The following is a 20,152-nucleotide window of genomic DNA, read 5'->3' as shown; positions in this document are numbered from 1 at the left end:
GTTAGAAGGTGATATTTGCACCAAATGCAAAAACTTTATTTTGAGGATGGGTTACATAACGTCCTGAGGTTGCTCCACCGCTGGACGATACACCGCGTTCTGGATCTAAACCTGGGAACTTCGAAAAAGTAACCAGATTATCTGCGGCAAAATAAACACGTAATCCCGAAATACCTGCCTTTGATAATGTATTCTGTGGAATACTGTAACCTATTTGAATATTTTTCAATCGTAAGAAAGATCCATCTTTCAAGAAAAATGTAGAGGCCGTCCGTACATTATTTGCTGCTGGTGAATTGTCTAATCCTACAATCGGTAACGATGCATTTGGATTTTCCGGTGTCCAAGCGTCCATCCATTCTCGCGTGAAAGTCCCGCCTTGTCTAAAAGGAACGATTCCCCATTCGCTAACAAATATTTTTTGGCCTTGAGATCCAAAGAAAAATGCCGTAAAATCAAAGTTTTTCCATACTGCGGTGGCATTAAATGAATAATCAAAATCTGGAAATGCCCCAGGTACTACAACGCGGTCATTATTGTCCACCTTGTTATCACCATCGACATCCGCAAATTTCAAATAGCCAGGTTGCGCTGGGACTTGTTGTTTTGGCGCACTTGCGATCTCTTCCTTCGAGCGAAATATTCCTACACTTTCCAGTAAGTAGAAACTGCCATATGGTAACCCCTCCCGAATAATGGTATTGCCTGAAATACGTTCAGCGCCATATTTTATAACCTTATTGCTATTGGCCTGGATATTACCATTTAATGTTAAGGATACCTCCCCAATTTTTTCACGATATTGAAGTCCGAGTTCGATCCCCCTATTACGCAAGGTTCCATAATTTACCGTCGGTGCAGTAAGACCGATATAGGAAGGGAATGCTGTCGATGATGACAGAATATCGGAGGTCACTTTATTGTACCAATCAAAAGAGGCTGTCAACTTATTATTCCAGAATCCGAGATCAATACCAAAATCCAATACTTTGGTACTTTCCCACTTTATACGTTCATTTGCCATAGCAACCTGACGTGCTCCCTGTTGTAGGGTTTCTTCAAATGGATAGGCAAAAGCAGAGCTGTAAACAGTTTGATAGGGATAGTTTCCGATATTCTGATTACCGAGGGTTCCGATGGAAGCTCTAAGTTTGACTTCATTGACTGTCTCTTTAAGCCGTTCGCCAAAAAAAGCTTCATCTGAGATCTTCCATCCTGCTGATACGGATGGGAAAAAGGCCCATTTTCTATTTTCGGGAAAACGTGAAGAAGCATCATAACGGGCATTTCCCTCCAACAGGTATTTGCCTTTATAATCATAATTTAACCGACCGTAATAAGATCTTAAAGACCATTCATCGGTCACGCCACTATTTGACTGTTGTCCGGCACCACCACCATCCAATTCAAGCAGATCTTTATTAGGGAATTGCAATCTGCTACCGAATAATTTTTGCGTCTTGTTATATTCTGCTTGTGTGCCGGCTAATACTTTCAAATTATGGTCTCCAAATGACTTGTCGTAAGTCAGTTGGGTATACCCCACAGGATATACATTGTTATCATCAGTCACCTCCAATCCTTGTCCTCCGACATCCAATTGGCGTGCAGGCAGTGCATCTGGTTTTGCCTGCCACATATACTGATTGATCACTGGTTTGTTTGTATAGTTTTTGTTAAAACTATAGGTTAAACCACCGCTGGTTTTCCATTCTAAACCCTCCAATAGCTTTATGTTCACAAAGATATTGCCCTGCATAAAGTAATTGTTCAGCCTAGTCAATGCGTTGTCTGCAACCGCAACGGGGTTTTTATTGGGTGACTGAAATGGGTAAGCTCGGGAAGTATATCGGCCACTTCCATCTGGAAGCACAGGACCATATAACGGAGATTGGCTTATTGTTGACAGAAATTGATCTTCAGCTCCGTTTCTCGGATATTTTCGATCACGATAATTCAATGTAATACTCGAACCAAAACTTATTCTATCGTTGATTTTCGAGTTCAGGTTCAATTGGAGATTATACTTTTTAAAGGAAGTACCAATCATAATATCGGGCTGATCGACATAACCAAGGATGACGTTATAATTGGTTCCATTAGCACCACCACTTAAACTTAAATTATGCGTTTGTACGGGTACAGTTTTAAACACGGCATCCAACCAGTTAAAGTCAGGATAAAGCGTTTTGTCTGTCGCATTTTTATATGCATCAATCATTTCCTGGCTGAACAGCGAATTCGCATTGGTGATACCAGAATTTTTAGCAGCTTGATTATATAGGGTCATATAATCTACCGAATTATAGACCAAATCAGGTAATGCTGAAGCCTTTGTTATTCCAACATTGTAATCGTAGCTCAGTTGTGCTTTTCCGGATTTCCCCTGTTTGGTTGTCACGAGGATCACACCGTTTGCAGCTCTTGCTCCATAGATTGCTGCTGAGGCGGCGTCTTTTAATACTGTAATATTTTCAATCGCCTGTGGATTCAGGTTCTCCAAACTACCGGGAATCCCATCCACAATGACCAATGGTGCGGAAGAAGCACCATAAGAACCTAATCCCCTAACTTGTAAATTCACATTTTCATTACCTGCCTCTCCGGATCCTTGTGTCACACGAAGTCCCGGCATACGCCCTTGAAGTAACTGTGTAGGATTAGTCGCAATTCGTTTATTCAGTACTTTTCCGTCTACTGCAGCAACCGCTCCAGTCAAATTGCTCTTTTTCTGTGTTCCGTAACCTACAACGACGACCTCGTCCATTAGGCTACTTGACTCTTGTAGTACTAGATTGATATGATCTTTTTTATCAATAGCGATTTCTGTTTTTTCTCTACCTACCAGTGAAAAAATCAATACATCAATATCCTTGGCAAGAATCTGATAATTGCCGGATACATCTGTAACGGTTCCATTCTTTGCGCCTTTAATCTGTACTGTCACCCCTGCAAGTGGTTCGCCTGCAGGTGAGGTTACTTTTCCTGATATTTTTAGCTGAGACTGTGCAAACACGTTTGGTGCAGCCATACTCATCAGCGAAAATAAAAGCAAACCCTTCCCTACCGTTTTGGTTATCGGTGTTATCATAGTTCTCTTGGTTTATGTGGTTATTTTGAACTCAATAAATGAAACCAAATATCAAAAATAGTCGGTCTCTAGAGGGAGATTTTTCGTTCGAATAGGTGGAAAAAATGTCTTTTTTCTTGATTTCCAGTAGAATTAAACGGATTTTGAAGAAAATTAAATTTTCAATCGCTGTTTCATTCTTGACGATGATATAAAAAAGGTATTATCTATCCTTAAAAAGAAAATATCAACCTATTTACAAGTTGATATTTTCTTTCATTTAACACCAAAGAAATCCGATATTGCTGTACTAATACCCTGGATTTTGGGGCAGTAAATTTGTATTACGTGCGATTTCATCCTGAGGAATAGGCATCAGTGCATGAAAATCTTTTACTTTTGGCTGGCTTTCATAGGCTCCCTGCCTAGTAAATGCATCTACTACTTGTCCCCAACGTTTGATATCGTACCACCTTTTCCATTCAAAAGCTAATTCAATACGACGTTCTTCCTGCACTGCCTTTCTAAAGTCTGTCTGCGACATACCCGTTGCTAAGTCTGCAGGATAATTCTGTACTCCCTGTGGCGTATACCTTGCTCTAGCCCGAACAGCATTTATATAGCTATATGCCTTTTCCGTTGGTCCGCCTTTACTTTCATTTAATGCTTCAGCTGCCATTAAAAGAACTTCAGCATAGCGAAAGATAACATGTTTGATATCGGAGTCAGAGCCATCCGCTCCAGCATTAGTGCCCGGATGCAAACACCATTTTGCTGTATGTATACGAGGCCATTTCCATTTCTGATAGGGTGTCATCACTCCTTTTATTGGTGTTTCGGTCAGAAAGCTAATTTTCTTTCTGTAATCTTGATCAGAAAAGCTACCATATACGCCATTTGATGGTACAATAACGCTCCATCCCAACATATCGGCATCCCGCACACCAGTCATCGGCGCCGTATAATCTTGGTTGGATGCATTTTCTCCGGTAATTCCCCCCAGAAAATCAACTACCCAAACATGCTCGGTCTGAAAACCAAGATTAGCATCCCATAGACTATTATAATCTTTGACCAGAGCATACTGGTATTTGTTTGCATCATTGATTACAGCCTCAGCCATCTTAGCGGCATCATCCCATTTTTTCAAGACCATATAGACCGAAGCCAACAAAGTCTGAGCGGCGCCTTTGGATGGTCTTGCTTTGTTGTTATTGGCATAGGTATCTGGCAAATTCACTATTGCATATTCACAATCTGCGATGATATTCTCATAAACCTTTGCTGTTGGAGTTTTGCTGATAGCAATTACCTTGCTTGGATCACTGACGAATTCCCCAATATAGGGAATATCCCCAAATAGTTGAACCAAGTGATAGTAATATAGCGCCCGAAGTAACCTCGCTTCGGCAATGAGGGCGGATTTTTTAGCCTCATTCATTGTGACGGCTGGAATACCATCTATTGCGGCATTTGCAGCGCCAATACCCAGATAAGCGGTTTTCCATACCGCGAGTAGATCCTGATTGCTCGCATCATGTGTAAAACTGTTCAACTGAATCCGACTAGATTGCGTACCAATATCCGCAATATCAATGTCATCACCCAGTAATTGCAGTACCATGGTCAATCGCCGTCCATAAAAATCTGCATTGGCTAGAAGCCCGTAAATCCCCATCACTGAAGCTTCTGCATCCGCTTCGGTCTTAAAATATTGCTTGGGATCCAAAATACTTACCGGTTCCTCGTTCAGTTTGGTACAGGAAAACAAGCTGGTAAAACACAGCGTCGTAAGTATAATACGATATATAGTTATCTTTTTCATGAGCATGAATTATTAACAGGTGCCTATTTCGAGCATCTAGCTGAAAATTGCTGCACCCAAATTATTTATTTTTCATTTAACTACCATCAATGGTACTCAGATGGTTCTTAGTAATGTCAAAACCTTATATTTAAGCCAAGGGTATAGGATTTAATATTGGGGTAGCCCATGTAATCTAATCCGACATTTCGGTTAGAATCCTGATAGCTTACTTCAGGATCAAAACCCGTGTAGTTAGTCCATGTCCATATATTTTGTGCACTGACATATATTCTTAAATATTTTAAATGAATTTTTTCGAGTGACTTTTCTGAAAAATTATAGCCAAGAGCAAGATTCTTTAACCGGAGGTAAGAGCCATCTTCTACCCAGCGCGAGGAAACTTCGGGATTGTTGGTTGAGCTTGCCCTTGGTACGTCGGTATTGGTATTTTCGGGTGTCCAGCGTCGCAGTGCATCCTTTGTAGCATTTCCTTTTCCGGCCATCCAGTCCAGTTCCATTCGTGTGATGTTCAACATATCATTGCCATAACTTCCTTGCATAAAAATATTCAGATCAAAATTCTTATACTTAAAATCATTGTTAAAACCGAAGGTGAAATCAGGATTTGGATTGCCTATAATCGTACGGTCGTCGGCATTGACAACACCATTTGCACCGGCTATCAATTGATTATTTTTATCGCGCCCAAATAAATCCTTATAGCGAATATCTCCAGGTTTCTTATTTGGTTGTGCGCTAAAATCATCGCCCTGCTGATAAATTCCATCTGTCACCCATCCAAAAAATGCGCCGAGTACCTCTCCTTCACGTAGCAGCTGCGAATCCGTTGAAAGCATGTGACCAGGGATCGTATTATATCGAATCTCGCCTCCAGGAAGCTGCAAAATCTTGTTGCGATTGAAACTGATGTTAAAATCTGTTTTCCATCCGAAGGCACCGTTGAGATTGGTTGTCTGCAAACCAAATTCCCAACCTTTGTTTTGTACACTTCCCACATTTTGGAGTGCCGTAGTAAAACCTGAATAGAGCGGCAGTGGCACCTGATACAAGAGATTGATCGTTTTTTTGTAATAATAGTCTACTGATAGGTTGATTCGGCTCTTTAAAATACCGATATCCAATCCAGCGTCTGTTTGTTTGGTCGTTTCCCAAGTCAGATTTGGGTTGGCGACATTCGTGGGACGCACTGCGTTAACTGGACTTCCGCCCATTGTTGTCAAAGTAGGTGAAAATCTAGCCAAGGATTGGTAGGAACCAATTTCCGAGTTTCCGGTTTCGCCATAACTTGTTCGCAATTTTAAATTGCTCAGCCAATCGATCGATTTCATAAACGGCTCCTGACTCAGGTTCCAGGCAAGCGCCCCAGAAGGAAAGAAAGCCCATTTATTATTGTCACCAAACTTCGAAGAACCATCATACCTACCTGTAGCAGTAATAAAGTAACGATTTTTGTAATTGTAGTTTAAACGTCCATAAAATGAAGACATTACCCAATCTTCAAGATTCGAAGATGCATTTTGATAATTGGAACCAGCACCTAGATTCCAATAGCTAAAGCTGTCTGAAATGAAATTTCGATTATTAGCCTGCCAGGTTTCATTTCTAGAACTCTGATAGGAATAACCAGCCATCGCATTCAGATTATGGTCTTCGCGAATGGTTTGCGTATATGTCAGGAAGTTTTCATTAATCAAATTGGTATTTTTATGTGCCGCGATCGATCCAACTCCACCGAAATTTCTTCCTTCGACAAGTTCTTTTGAGACATAATTACCTGTACGTTGATTGCTGACCTGTACACCAAAGGTGCTACGAAAGATCAGATTTTTGAGAATTCCCAACTCCACAAATCCATTCCCCTGAAACAGATCTGTAATCACCTCGTTTTTCCTTTCCATAGCAGCAGCTACCGGATTATCATGCGGGTCACCGAACTGCTTCAAGGTGTATTTTCCTTCATCATCGTAAACTCCCTGTGTAGGTTCAAAGCGCAAGGCTGCGGAGATTACTCCCGCACCTGTCGTTCCGCTACTTCCTTCCTGTGTTCTTACACCGTTTAATTTATTGCGATTAAACAGCAGTCTTGTTCCGATTTTGATGCGATCAGAGACCTTCATCTCTAAATTTGAAGTCCCGGAAAGTCTTCTAAAATCCGAATTGATCACAGTTCCCTTTTGTCCAAAATGACTGACGGAAGTATAATACCTGATATTGTCACTGCCTCCCGACACGGAGACTTGATTATTCAACTGATTTCCATTTCTAAAAATCAGGTCCTGCCAATCAGTTCCTTCACCCAGGGATCCAGGATCTTTAAATGGTAGATTATTGTTCCCAGCATTCTTATAGGTATCGTTAATATAAGAGGCAAATTCCGACGCATTTAATAGCGAAAGGCGCTTCCCTACTTTCTGTGAAGCAAAGGAATTATTTAATTCAATAACAGGTTTGCCCGAACGTCCTTTTTTCGTTGTTATCATGATCACTCCATTGGCACCACGAGAGCCATAAATAGCTGTTGCAGAAGCGTCTTTTAACACTTCGATAGATTCGACATCTTCGGGAGCAGGGGCCGAACTACCGGGAAAGCCATCAACCACATACAATGGATCACTACTCGCATTGATGGAACTACCACCCCTAATCCGAACACGAGGAGTTTTACCGGGTTCTCCATTTGTGCTGGTCACTGAGACCCCAGGGGCTCTCCCCTGTAATGCTTGTGCAGTACCTGCCAATGGAAATGCATTAATTTGATTCGCATTAATGGAAGACACGGAACCTGTTAAATCACTTTTTCGTTGTGTTCCATAGCCCACGACAACGACCTCATCCATAACTGACTCATTCGATTGTAAGGTGAGCTGTACCGTCTTTTGATTCGCCCCAAGTTTAATTTCTTGCCCAGCGTAACCAACGGAAGAAAAAGTTAATGTTGCATTCGCAGGTACCTTTAACATAAACTCACCTTTATCGTTAGTCTGTGTACTCCGGCCGGGGACTCCCTTCACGCTTATAGAAACTCCCTGCAAGGGAGAATTGTCTTTGTTGACAACCTTACCTCTGATTTCTGATTCTTCCTGATTAATTTGATAATAGATACCTCTGTTTTCGCCCTTAGTGGTCCCCAATGATAATCCCGGTGACAAAAATATTGCCATGGAAGCATAGGGAATAAGCGCACAGGGCCCTCTTCTGAAAAGCTTTGATTTCATAATTTTACTGTTTAGTGTTTTGGGGTTTACGTTTTAAATTGATGGATTCACTCCTTGAGCAATTCGTTTGAATCCAAATCTAATTTTCAAAGATTTGATCAAGTCATAGTCGTCTTTTGTTTGGTTATTTGTTTCCAAGGTAATTAAAAAACGAGTAGCCTTCAATGAATTGGGCTATTAAAAATGCGAAAACGATTTCGACTTTTAGGTCAAAAAAACAAGCTTGAATGTCTATAATGACATTCATCTGCTGTAGGTATTCTCCCTTTTGCGATAAAATCTATATATTGCTTTTCAAATTAATTTAAAGCGAGGTGTTAGATGGTCTCAAAAAAATATAGCATAGCCTATATCTTTTGGTTTTGTGCTTTTTTTGCTCTTTGTATGAATACGGGCTATTGTCAGACAATTATACCTACAGGCACACCTTTTGTAAAGCAATACAAGAAAAGCCAATACAAAGCGGGAAATCAAAACTGGTCATTGGCTATTGATCAGGAAGGACGAATCTACAGTGCCAATACAGAAGGCTTATTGCGGTTTGATGGACAATACTGGCGCATGTACCCACTCCCAAACCACTCGACCGTCCGCAGTGTAGCTGTTGATAAAACGGGAAAAGTATACACCGGTGGACGAGGAGAATTTGGCTATTGGACTTCAAAGGCTTTTGGAGAGATGAGTTATCATAGCCTTTCCAAGCTGGTTAAAGACAAGACTTATTTTCCAAACGAGGAAATATGGAAAATTATCGTTGAAGATCATCGTGTATTTTTTCATACTTTCTCCAAAGCCTATATATGGGAGAATAATACAATTAGGCCACTTACGGCTAAAGGTGAGCCTTTTTTATTTCCGCATCAACTCAACGATCAACTGTTTTTTGAACAGCTCCCAAGTGGCCTACATGAATTCAAAGCGAACAAATTAGTACCTGTACCAGGCAAGGAGATCCTTAAAGACAAAAATGTACTGGCAATATTACCATTTGATAAAAATAATTCAATTATTGCTACAGCCCATCACGGGCTCTATCTTATGGATTCCAACGGAAACATCCGAACATGGTCAATTCCCGCTAATCCAATACTAAGTCAATCCCAAATCAATAACGGTATCTATTTATTTGGAGGGCAGTATGCGTTTGGAACCATTCAAAATGGCGTAATTATTATTAATAAAAATGGAGAAGTAGTCCAACATATCAATAAAAATAACGGACTACAGAACAATACTGTACTCAGCATTGCAAAAGATAAACAACAGAATATCTGGGTAGGGTTGGACAATGGGATTGACCGCATTGAAATCAACTCTTCTTTGTCTTTTTATACCGATTTTGTAGGTAAAATCGGCACGGTATATACGTCAATTATCTATCAGGGAAAAATTTACTTAGGGACAAATAAGGGCTTATTCGTTAGCGAATGGAAGGGATTAAACAATTATAATTCCTTAGATTTTGTTCAGGTTCCCAATTCAAATGGTCAGGTCTGGACATTGGCCATATTTGGTGCAGAACTGATCTGCGGCCATAACGAAGGAACCTTTAAACTGGTTGACGGTAAATTGGAAAAGATTTCCAAAATTACGGGCGGTTGGATATTCAAACCTATATTCGGTACAAAGAATATTCTTCAGGGAAATTATACTGGACTATCAAAGTTCGTATTTGATGATATGCAGCTTCGATTTGCACAGCAATTTTCCTCGATTAAGGAACCTGTTCGATTCCTCGCCCAAAAAGACAATCATTCATTCTGGATTGGAGATTGGGGACAAGTGCAGCTGATCGGTCTTGACCCAAGCTTTCAACAAGCACAAATTCAATTTACATCGAAGCAAGATAGTCTTGCTTCCAAAAGAAGATTTACAGGCATTTACACATTAGAAAACAATCTTGTTTTTGCGACTGACAGTGGATTCATGCAGTTTGATAATATCGTCAAACGCTTTAGTTATGCAAGCGAATTAAATAATGCGTTAGGAAGTTATAAAAATTCAAATAAGGTCATCCCGATCAATACCAACAGCTATTGGTTTATCCAGAAAACAAAAATCGCCAAGGTAGATTTTGATAGCAAAGGAAAGCTTAAAATAGATTCCAATCTGCTCAGCCCTTTGCAAGATCGTATGATGAGTAATTATGAAAACATCCTACCGATCGAAAATCATTATTATCTCATCGGATTAGATGATGGTTTTGCCATTTATCGGAATTCAGGTCAAGATCATAAATACGTATTGCCCCCGCCCCAGATTGCGCAATTGACCAATCTCACAACCGGAGAAACAATCATACCAAATGGAGATCTTAAGTTGGCTTCATCCGAGAATAACCTCAGGGTGAGTTTCTCAAGCCCCTATTACTCTTCTTCCCCCTTACAATATCAGTATTACTTAGAAGGTTATTCAGATAAATGGTCGGACTGGAGTGAAACAGCTTATCAAGATTTCACAAACCTACCTTATGGGCATTTCGAAATTAAGATAAGAGCTAGAACCAATACCGGCCTGACTTCGGAAATACAGACAATATCTTTTACAATTAAATATCCCTGGTACCTATCATGGTGGGCAAAAATCTGCTATATCTTGATGGTTACGGGATTGATTTATTTTATTTATAATTTCAATCTCCAACGAGAAAGAAAAAGACAGTTTCAAGCAAAGCGAAAATGGCTAGAAGAAAAGAAAGTTGCATTGGAAAGAGATGCCGAACAACAGGAGAAGGAATGGATTAAATTAAAGAACCAACAGTTAGAAGCTCAGCTCAGCCTAAAGAACAAGGAGCTGGCCAATGCTGCGCTCAATATCGTTTATAAAAATGAAATGTTGAATAATCTACATGATGAACTCAAACAGCTCAAAGATGCAGAAGGAAACAAACTCAGTTCTGAGGAATTGAAAAAAATAAATAAGCTAATCGAAGACGCGCATAACGACGATCGCGACTGGCATATTTTTGAGAAAAGTTTCAATGAATCACATGAAAATTTCTTTAAAAAATTAAAGCATGAATTTCCAGATCTCGTTCCCAATGATCTAAAACTATGTGCTTATTTACGGCTCAATATGTCCAGTAAAGAGATTGCTTCGTTACTCAACATCAGTACGCGAGGTGTAGAGATCAGACGCTACCGTTTGCGGAAAAAACTGGGCATACCAACAGATAAAAACCTATCCGAATTTCTGTTGGAACGTTAAAATTTCGCTACAAAGACTACATCATTACCACACAAGCGCTTTAGTGTAAAAACAACACTAAAGCGCTCTTTTTTTACAACAAAAACAAACATTAAAACACTCAACAACAACACATTAAAACTAATCCAAAATCACATTGAGAAAGTATAAATACAGTGTAGTAGTGATGTGCAAACGTTAAATTTTGGCAAGTTTGCACTACATCAACATATTTGCTGTGGGAATAACCAATTGAATTTTTTAAACAAACACCAAAATTTTACGATATGAGGAATTTATCCGCATTATTTTTGACATCCATGGTCGTCTCGGTGGCCTATGGACAAACTTCTATCCAGGGAGTCGTCAAAGATGGCTCCAGCATGATCTCCATGCCTGGGGTCACCATTAGTATCAAGGGAAAGACCGCATCGACAAAAACCGACGCAACGGGGAAATTTCAGATCAACGCCGCTCCTACCGATTCATTAGTTTTTAATTTTCTAGGTTACCGCACGCAAACGGTATACATCGGAAACCAAACGCAACTAAGTGTTTTTCTAGAGAATGAAAATAAAGCATTAGAAGAAGTTGTCGTAATCGGTTATGGTACGCAGAAAAAAGCCGATCTCACCGGATCAATTAGCTCATTGAAATCTTCGGATATTGCCAAACAGCCTGCGATGTCAGCAATGCAATCCATTCAGGGTAAAGCGGCGGGATTAAATATTATAGCCAATGAAGCTCCGGGTTCATCTCCAAATGTCATTATTAGAGGTTTGGGAACAGCTTTGGGCGGGAGAAATCCATTATATATCGTTGATGGTATTGCACAAACGGACATCAACAACATCAACCCTTCGGATATCGAATCAATGGATGTGTTGAAAGATGCTTCTTCGGCTTCTATCTATGGTTTAAGAGCTGCGAATGGTGTGATTATCGTTACAACAAAAAAAGGTAAGGCTGGCACTGTTAATATCAATTATGAAAGCTTTGCGGGAATGAAGAAAATTCTCAACCGTGTTAAAATGGCTAATTCAGAACAATTCACCACTTTTGCGAATGAATTTTTAGAATCAGTCAATAAACCTGGTAGTTATAGATTAAAAACAGGACAAGCTACAAATACAGACTGGTTTGACGAAATTTTAAAAACAGGTAGCGTTTTTAATAATGCGATAAATATTTCCGGGGGCTCAGAAACGATTGATTACTTTGTCTCTGCAAATAACTATACTGAAAACGGTATTTTGGAAGGGTCAAAATTTACTCGTAATACGATACGGAACAATAATGTTTATAAATTATTGAATAATCGTCTTAAGTTTAGTCAAAATGTAAATTTGACGTTAACCAAAGCTACGCCAAAACCATATAGTGCATTTAGTACAGCTTACAGACAATCACCGTTGGTACCTGTAATGTATGGTAATGGAAGATACGGCACAAATAGTGTCAATATCAATACAGGCATAGTTGGTATTGAAACTGCACCTGGCGAGAGCTTAGGCAATCTAAACTCCCAGGGGAATCCGGTATATGAAGTTCTTCGTCAGAATCAACTGACAAATACTTTGCGTTTACAGGGTAGCTTTGAAGGTGAATTTAAAATTACCGACTATCTTAAAATAAATTCACGTATTGGTGGCAATAAGTTTTATTCAAAGGACAGACAATTTGTAAACATCAAAGAAAATTATCTTAATGCTAATCCACTAAAAACAGAGGCTGATTTTTATAAAGAGAAAGCCGATGGAAAGCCCGGGAATATAACTTTTGCGAATAATAGTCTAAAATATGAAAACCTTGAACAATTTCGATGGTCATGGGAAAACTTCCTAACATTTAACAAGACATTTGATAAGCACAATATCGAAGCTGTGGTGGGGATGTCTCGTGAGAAATATGATATTAACAGTATGAATAGCCAAACAGGCTACAGTGTACCGGAGCAAGAACAGTATTGGAACATTGATTTGGCTTCCGACGAATACGAACTGATTAGCCGTCAAACTTATTATACTCCACGTGCATTAGCGTCGTATTTTGGTCGAGTACAATACAATTATGATAGTCGATATTACTTCACAGGAACAATTCGTCGAGATGGATCCAGCGTATTTAAAAATACGGGTAAGTATTGGGGAACATTTCCTTCTCTAGGATTTGGATGGAATATTTCTAATGAGGAATTTATGAAGGACGCCTCATGGATTAATTTACTAAAAATTCGCGGAAACTGGGGAAAATTAGGGAATCAAGATATTCCACTTAATGTTTCTACAATCATGAATAGTCCAGGTGCATCTAATTACAATTATGTCTTTGGTCCAGAACAGAATTTGGTGTATGGTAGTGCCTATGGTACTCCAGCAGTAGACCTCACCTGGGAAGTAACCCGTGAAACCGGAGCCGGTATTGATTTCGCTTTCTTAAATAATAACTTGTCGGGTTCAATTGACTACTATCATAAATTAAATACGAACACGATACTAAATGTAACCCCAACGTTAACCTCTCCTTCAGAACAAAACTTTTACGCGCATGGAGCGAAAGTCTTAAACCAAGGTGTGGAAGTTGTTTTAAATTGGAATAAAAGTATAAGTCCCGATTTTAGTTACACCGTTGGTCTAAATTATGCCTACAACAAGAATAAAGTTACCGAAGTTCAACCAGCCTACGATGGCGCAACAGGAGGTAGTTTGAACAATGGAGAAATAACAAAACAGCTTCGTGTCGGACAACCAATCTATGGTTGGTGGATGTTTGAGTCTATTGGTGTATTTCAGGATGCGAATGATATCGCGAATAACCCTTCTTTTGGACCAGCGAAACCCGGTTACTTAAAATATAAGGACCAAAATAGTGATGGTGTAATTGATACCCGAGATAAAAAATTCTTTGGTTCATTCTTACCTTCTTCGACTTACGGGATTAATATAGGCATCAATTATAAAGCAATTGACTTCAATCTATCAGGTTATGGCGTTGCAGGTAATAAAGTATATAATGGATTAAAAAGTGTAAGACAAGATGCGGGGGAAAACCTGACATTATCTACATTTCAAGAAAGATGGACCAAAGATAACCCGAATAATGTACACCCGGGTGCGGAGCGTGCCTATTGGGCGTCAAGTTATTTCCTAGAATCAGGCAGTTATTTCCGTATCAATAATATCACATTAGGTTATACTTTCCGTAATCTTTACAGCTCAAAATCTAACTTACGATTATATGTAACTGCCCAAAATCCATTTATGTTCACCAAGTATAGCGGTTTCTCGCCAGAATTGGCAGGCGATGGTAGTCCCAATTTAACTTCTGGGATAGAACTATCTGCTTATCCTACTACACGTAATTTCCTGTTCGGGCTTAATATGCAATTTTAACATTATTAAATCTTACTAACAATGAAAATAAATAAACTCTATATAGTACTCCTTGCAACAACCGGCGTAGTTATGCAAGGATGTAAAGACAGTAATTTTTTAGATGTTCCTTCGCGTGAAAGGGTTGAAGCAAATGATAGTGAGCAGGTATTTACTCCAGAACAATTTATTAATGGAGTCTATGGCATGTTTACAGACTGGGACTACTCTTTTTCTTATATCGGCATCACCGATATGATTTCTGATAATGCGGATAAAGGAAGTTCTGCGACAGACAATGGTGGGGACAAAGCAGATCTGGACAATCTGACCTATACAACTACAACAGGTTCGATTAAATCTATGTGGTCTCGTTGGTATAAGTCAATAGGACGAGCTACGCAAGCAATAGACTATACCGAAAAATTTGGTTTGACCGATGTAGCTTACAAAAATAGATTAATTGGTGAAGCACGTTTTCTACGTGCATTAAATTACTTCTACCTTGTACGTGGCTGGGGAGATGTTCCAATTCAAGATCGCGATCTTATCAAAAGAGAGCCAGCATCTGCGGTTTATGCCTATATCGAAGCTGATCTTCAATTTGCTATTGACAACCTACCTCTAAAATCTGCATATGCTGCCAAAGATTTAGGACGTGCAACCAAAGGGGCCGCCCAAGGTCTGTTGGCAAAAGTTTATTTATATCAAAGTAAATGGCAACAGGCTGCCGATCTAGCAAAAACAGTGATCAGCTCGGGTGGCTACAGTTTAGAGACTGATTATGCAAAAATTTGGAGACTGGAAGGTGAGAATGGTCCAGAATCATTGTTTGAATGGCAGGCTCGAGGAACCTCAATTGCCCTTGGGGTTAAGCAATATAGCCAAGTACAAGCTCCCCGCGGAGGGCTTGTCAGGCTTGGTTGGGGGTTTAATACACCTAGTCAAAATTTATTAGATGCTTTCAACGCTGAAAAAGATAATATCCGTCGCGATGCCACTATCATCTTTAGAAATTCTACTCTTTATGACGGACGAGTAATTGACAACGGCGTCGAAAACCCTATGTATAATATGAAGGCATATTCATCCGCAAATGGTGGTGCCGAATACACGGACAAAAATGTCCGCTATCTTCGCTTAGGTGAAATTTACTTAATATTAGCGGAAGCTTCCAACGAATTAGGTAATAGCAACGAATCACTGAGTGCCTTAAATGCTATACGTACACGTGTAAAATTGTCAAATATAACAACCACAGACCAAGCTCAACTTCGTCAATTGATCTGGAAAGAGAGACGTCTCGAACTAGCCTTTGAACACGACCGCTGGTTTGATCTTGTTCGTACTAAACAAGCAAAAACAGCTATGGCTGCGAATGGAAAAACGTTTCAGGATAAAATGCTGCTCTTTCCAATTCCGGAAGACCAACGTATTCAGACTCCAGAAATGCCACAAAATCCAGGTTGGTAGTACATACAAAATATAAACCGTCCAAGCGACCTGCAAGTCGTTTGGACATTTTTCAAGATTCTTAAAAAATATTTTATCCATGAGAAAACGAATAGCATATCTGAGCCTTACTGGTATTGCTTTGGCCCTTCTTCTCAGCAGTTCATGCCAAAATACCTCTACCAACGGATCCGGGGATCCGTCCTCAAAGGATTCTATAGGTCAAAATAAAGTAAATGAAGACTCCCTATTGACGAATATTCAGCAACAAACCTTTCAATATTTTTGGGAAGGTGCCGAGCCAACATCGGGGCTAGCCCGCGAACGCATTCATATGGATGGTGTCTACCCCGAGAATGATCGTAATGTGGTGACCATCGGTGGAAGTGGTTTTGGTCTAATGGGTATGATCGTCGCCATGGAACGCGGATTTATCACCGCGGACCAAGGTACGCAAAAGCTCAACCACATTATGGATTATCTCGCCAAAATAGAACGATTTCGTGGTGCATGGGCACATTGGTATGACGGAGAATTAGGCACAGCCAAACCTTTCAGCGAAAAAGACAATGGTGGAGATATTGTTGAAACAGCTTTTTTAGCACAAGGTCTCATCACTGTTCGTGAGTATCTGAAAGATAAAAGCGATGCCGCCAAAGTAGTCGCCCTAAAAGCCGATAAGCTTTGGAAAGAAATAGACTGGAATCATTATACAAATGGACAAAATGTACTTTATTGGCATTGGAGTCCAAAATTTAATTTTCAGCAGAACCATCCGATCAAGGGCTACGATGAATGTCTAATCACTTATGTTTTAGCTGCCTCTTCCCCCTCTCACCCTATCGCACCGAGTGTATATCATGAAGGATGGGCTAGATCTGGAGGGATTAAAAGCACTGCTAAAATATATGATATCCCATTAGTACTTAAACACAATGCCAAAGAAGGCGAAGTAGGCCCTTTGTTTTGGGAACATTATTCTTACTTGGGTTTAAGTCCGAAAGGACTTAAAGATCAGTATGCTGATTATTGGGAAGCGACACGGAATCATGTCAAAATAAACTTGGCTTATGCTGGGCAAAACCCCAAAGGCTATAAAGGTTATGGTGTAGACAAAGGTTGGGGCTGGACAGCTAGTTATTCAATCAAGGGATACGATGCACATCATCCGGACAATGACTCAGGAGTAATCTCACCCACAGCAGCATTATCTTCTATGCCCTACTCGCCAAATGAAAGTATTCAATTTGCACAATATCTGAATAGACAACTGGGAGCCAAAGTTTGGGGTAAATATGGCTATTATGATGCCTATAGTGAAACTGCCAATTGGTTCCCGCAACGCTATCTAGCGATAGATCAAGGACCGATCATTGTCATGATCGAGAACTATAGAACAGGAAAAATCTGGGACTTATTCATGCAAGCACCAGAGATTCAACAAGGATTGAAAAAACTTGGTTTTACAAGTCCTTATTTAAAGTAGTGGTAAATTCCGGAATCATTTTTAATCCGTCACACGTTGAAAATGGTTCCATCCACGAAAATATAAAATCGTCAACAACACGCTTGAACTGATTATCAAGCCTATTTTATAAATAACAAAAACAGATGAAAATGAGCTGTAAATAATATAGATATTCACTGTAATTGTTATCTATTGAAACCTCAATCATCATCAAAATCGGATCTGCTGAGCACACTCATAGCAAGAGTCCGTACATATATAAAAGAAATTAATACTATGAAAAAAGTAGTAGGAACATTCCTCCTTGCATTTTTAGCTTGGCATGCCAGTCCGGCACAATCGAATCAAAAAATGGATCAGTTTATTGACCAACTTATGGCCAAAATGACCATCGAAGAAAAGATCGGACAGCTGAATCTAGTCACCGGCGGGGAGGCGACAACGGGAACTACGGTTTCCACGGATGTGGAAGCCAAAATACGAAATGGTCAGATTGGTGGTATCTTTAGTATGAGTACACCATCCAAGATTCGCAAAACCCAAGAAATTGCAATCAAACAGTCCAGACTTAAGATTCCAATTATCTTCGGTATGGATGTAATACATGGCTATCGTACTGTTTTCCCTATTCCATTGGGGCTTGCAGCGACATGGGACATGGGGTTAATTCAGCAGTCCGCCCGTATTGCCGCCGAAGAAGCTACTGCTGATGGTATTAACTGGGCGTTTTCGCCGATGGTTGATATTTCGAGAGATCCAAGATGGGGACGTATTTCTGAGGGTGCGGGTGAAGATACTTACCTAAGTTCAAAAGTCGCTGAGGCCATCGTCCATGGCTTCCAAGGGGATAATTTAGCGGCATACAACACGATGATGGCCTGTGTCAAACATTTTGCGTTATACGGCGCAGCAGAGGGTGGCCGGGACTACAATAGCACAGACATGAGTCTCCATCGTATGTACAATGAATATCTACCGCCCTACAAAGCGGCCATAGATGCTGGCGCTGGAAGTATTATGACTTCTTTCAACGACATTAATGGGGTTCCTGCTTCGGCCAATAAATGGTTGATGACCGATGTATTACGCAAGCAATGGGGTTTTAAAGGTCTGGTTGTAACCGACTATACCGCTGTTAACGAACTAACAGCGCATGGACTTGGAGATCTGCAACAAGTTTCGGCTTTAAGCTTAAATGCCGGAATTGACATGGATATGGTGGGCGAAGGTTTTCTCACCACGTTGAAAAAATCACTTGATGAAGGTAAAGTTAAAATCACTGATATTGATAGAGCTTGTCGATTTGTACTGGAAGCGAAGTATAAACTGGGATTATTCGAAGATCCTTATCGTTATTGCAATGAGCAGCGTGCGAAAACGGTAATCGGTTCCGCAACTAATCATGCCAAAGCAAGAGAAATTGCGACTAAATCATTTGTTTTACTGAAAAATGAAAATCAGACGCTCCCATTAAAAAAAACAGGTACGATCGCTGTGATTGGCCCACTGGCCAACTCAGGCGCCAATATGCCGGGGACCTGGAGTGTGAGTGCAGAATTGGAGAAAACGGCATCTTTGGTAGAGGGCATGAAAGCAGTATTGGGTGACAAAGTAAATATTCTCACACACCTGGGAAGTAATCTACTGGAAGATCCTACCTACCAAAAGCATGCGACAATGTTTGGTCGTACGATAACTAGGGATCCCCGAAAAGAAGATGAAATTATTGCAGAAGCGGTGAAAATCGCGCAACAATCCGATGTCGTTGTTGCTGCACTTGGAGAATCCTCGGAAATGTCTGGTGAAAGTTCAAGCCGCTCTGAATTGGATATTCCCGCCAATCAGAAAAACCTTTTAAAAGCATTGTTGTCAACAGGAAAACCAGTTGTACTCGTACTATTTACTGGTAGACCACTCACCCTTACCTGGGAAGATGCACATGTTCCTGCTATATTAAATGTTTGGTTTGGGGGCTCAGAAACTGGAAAGGCTGTTGCAGACGTATTGTTTGGAGATGTTGTCCCTTCGGGAAAGATTACAGCAACTTTTCCGCGTAATGTTGGACAGATCCCTATCTATTATGCACACAAAAACACCGGAAGACCTTATGGTAATTCTGGGGATTTTGAAAAATTTAAATCGAATTATTTAGATGTAAGCAACTCCCCACTCTACCCTTTCGGTTATGGATTGAGCTACACGAGCTTTACCTATGGTGAGATTCATCTAGATAAAAACACTTTGGACAGCAGCAGTAATATTCAAGCGCGTATTACTATTAGCAATACAGGTCATTATGACGCCGAAGAAACTGTTCAATTATATATCCAGGATTTGGTCGGCTCAGTCACCCGTCCCGTAAAAGAACTGAAAGGATTTCAAAAAATATTTTTAAAGAAAGGTGAAACGAAGACTGTTAAGTTTGAGATTCGAGTAAAAGACCTCAAATTCTTTGATAACAATCTAAACTATGTAGCCGAACCGGGAGATTTCAAAGTTTACATCGGCCCCAATAGCCGTGATGTAAAGGAGAAGGATTTTAAGCTGCTTTAAAGTAGACTA

8 protein-coding genes are annotated in these 20,152 nt (G+C 40.1%); 5 read left to right on the top strand and 3 right to left on the bottom strand.

The window, feature by feature from the left end; all coding sequences use genetic code 11:
- Position 1: 1 nt before the first annotated feature.
- From LC454_RS11620 to LC454_RS11610, 3 genes are all read right to left on the bottom strand, one after another.
- Positions 2-3,091 (bottom strand): SusC/RagA family TonB-linked outer membrane protein, encoded by a 3,090-nt coding sequence (locus LC454_RS11620; RefSeq protein ID WP_223582515.1) that lies wholly within the window; start codon positions 3,089-3,091, stop codon positions 2-4.
- 289 nt (positions 3,092-3,380) lie between these two features.
- Entirely contained in the window at positions 3,381-4,895 is a 1,515-nt protein-coding gene (locus tag LC454_RS11615) for a RagB/SusD family nutrient uptake outer membrane protein (RefSeq protein WP_223582512.1), read from the bottom strand.
- A 116-nt stretch (positions 4,896-5,011) separates the two neighbouring features.
- Positions 5,012-8,113 (bottom strand): SusC/RagA family TonB-linked outer membrane protein, encoded by a 3,102-nt coding sequence (locus LC454_RS11610; RefSeq protein ID WP_223582510.1) that lies wholly within the window; start codon positions 8,111-8,113, stop codon positions 5,012-5,014.
- Positions 8,114-8,434: 321 nt separating this feature from the next.
- On the opposite strand from LC454_RS11610, the gene LC454_RS11605 reads away from it, so the two are divergent.
- The 5 genes from LC454_RS11605 (at position 8,435) to bglX (ending at position 20,143) form a co-directional block, all read left to right on the top strand.
- A complete protein-coding gene (locus LC454_RS11605; RefSeq protein ID WP_223582508.1) occupies positions 8,435-11,320 on the top strand; it encodes a triple tyrosine motif-containing protein in 2,886 nt (961 codons plus the stop codon).
- A gap of 266 nt (positions 11,321-11,586) precedes the next feature.
- Complete coding sequence (locus LC454_RS11600; protein WP_223582506.1) at positions 11,587-14,691, top strand: SusC/RagA family TonB-linked outer membrane protein; 3,105 nt, start codon at positions 11,587-11,589, stop codon at positions 14,689-14,691.
- Positions 14,692-14,712: 21 nt separating this feature from the next.
- A complete protein-coding gene (locus LC454_RS11595; protein ID WP_223582504.1) occupies positions 14,713-16,143 on the top strand; it encodes a RagB/SusD family nutrient uptake outer membrane protein in 1,431 nt (476 codons plus the stop codon).
- Between the two features lie 79 nt (positions 16,144-16,222).
- The gene (locus LC454_RS11590; protein ID WP_223582502.1) at positions 16,223-17,608 is read left to right on the top strand and encodes a glucoamylase family protein; all 1,386 of its coding nucleotides are present in this window, start codon (positions 16,223-16,225) and stop codon (positions 17,606-17,608) included.
- 258 nt (positions 17,609-17,866) lie between these two features.
- Positions 17,867-20,143 (top strand): beta-glucosidase BglX, encoded by a 2,277-nt coding sequence (gene bglX / locus LC454_RS11585; RefSeq protein ID WP_223582501.1) that lies wholly within the window; start codon positions 17,867-17,869, stop codon positions 20,141-20,143.
- Positions 20,144-20,152: the final 9 nt, after the last annotated feature.

Source organism: Sphingobacterium sp. GVS05A, assembly GCF_019969845.1.
Taxonomy (GTDB): Bacteria; Bacteroidota; Bacteroidia; order Sphingobacteriales; family Sphingobacteriaceae; genus Sphingobacterium.
The sequence above is the reverse complement of the archived record's forward strand: the minus strand, read 5'-3'. Positions and strand labels throughout refer to the sequence as shown.

Excerpts from the sequence above, each read along its gene's own strand:
- LC454_RS11620 (WP_223582515.1), bottom strand. The coding sequence starts at position 3,091 with ATGATAACACCGATAACCAAAACGGTAGGGAAGGGTTTGCTTTTATTT.
- LC454_RS11615 (WP_223582512.1), bottom strand. The coding sequence starts at position 4,895 with ATGAAAAAGATAACTATATATCGTATTATACTTACGACGCTGTGTTTT.
- LC454_RS11610 (WP_223582510.1), bottom strand. The coding sequence starts at position 8,113 with ATGAAATCAAAGCTTTTCAGAAGAGGGCCCTGTGCGCTTATTCCCTAT.
- LC454_RS11605 (WP_223582508.1), top strand. The coding sequence starts at position 8,435 with ATGGTCTCAAAAAAATATAGCATAGCCTATATCTTTTGGTTTTGTGCT.
- LC454_RS11600 (WP_223582506.1), top strand. The coding sequence starts at position 11,587 with ATGAGGAATTTATCCGCATTATTTTTGACATCCATGGTCGTCTCGGTG.
- LC454_RS11595 (WP_223582504.1), top strand. The coding sequence starts at position 14,713 with ATGAAAATAAATAAACTCTATATAGTACTCCTTGCAACAACCGGCGTA.
- LC454_RS11590 (WP_223582502.1), top strand. The coding sequence starts at position 16,223 with ATGAGAAAACGAATAGCATATCTGAGCCTTACTGGTATTGCTTTGGCC.
- bglX (WP_223582501.1), top strand. The coding sequence starts at position 17,867 with ATGAAAAAAGTAGTAGGAACATTCCTCCTTGCATTTTTAGCTTGGCAT.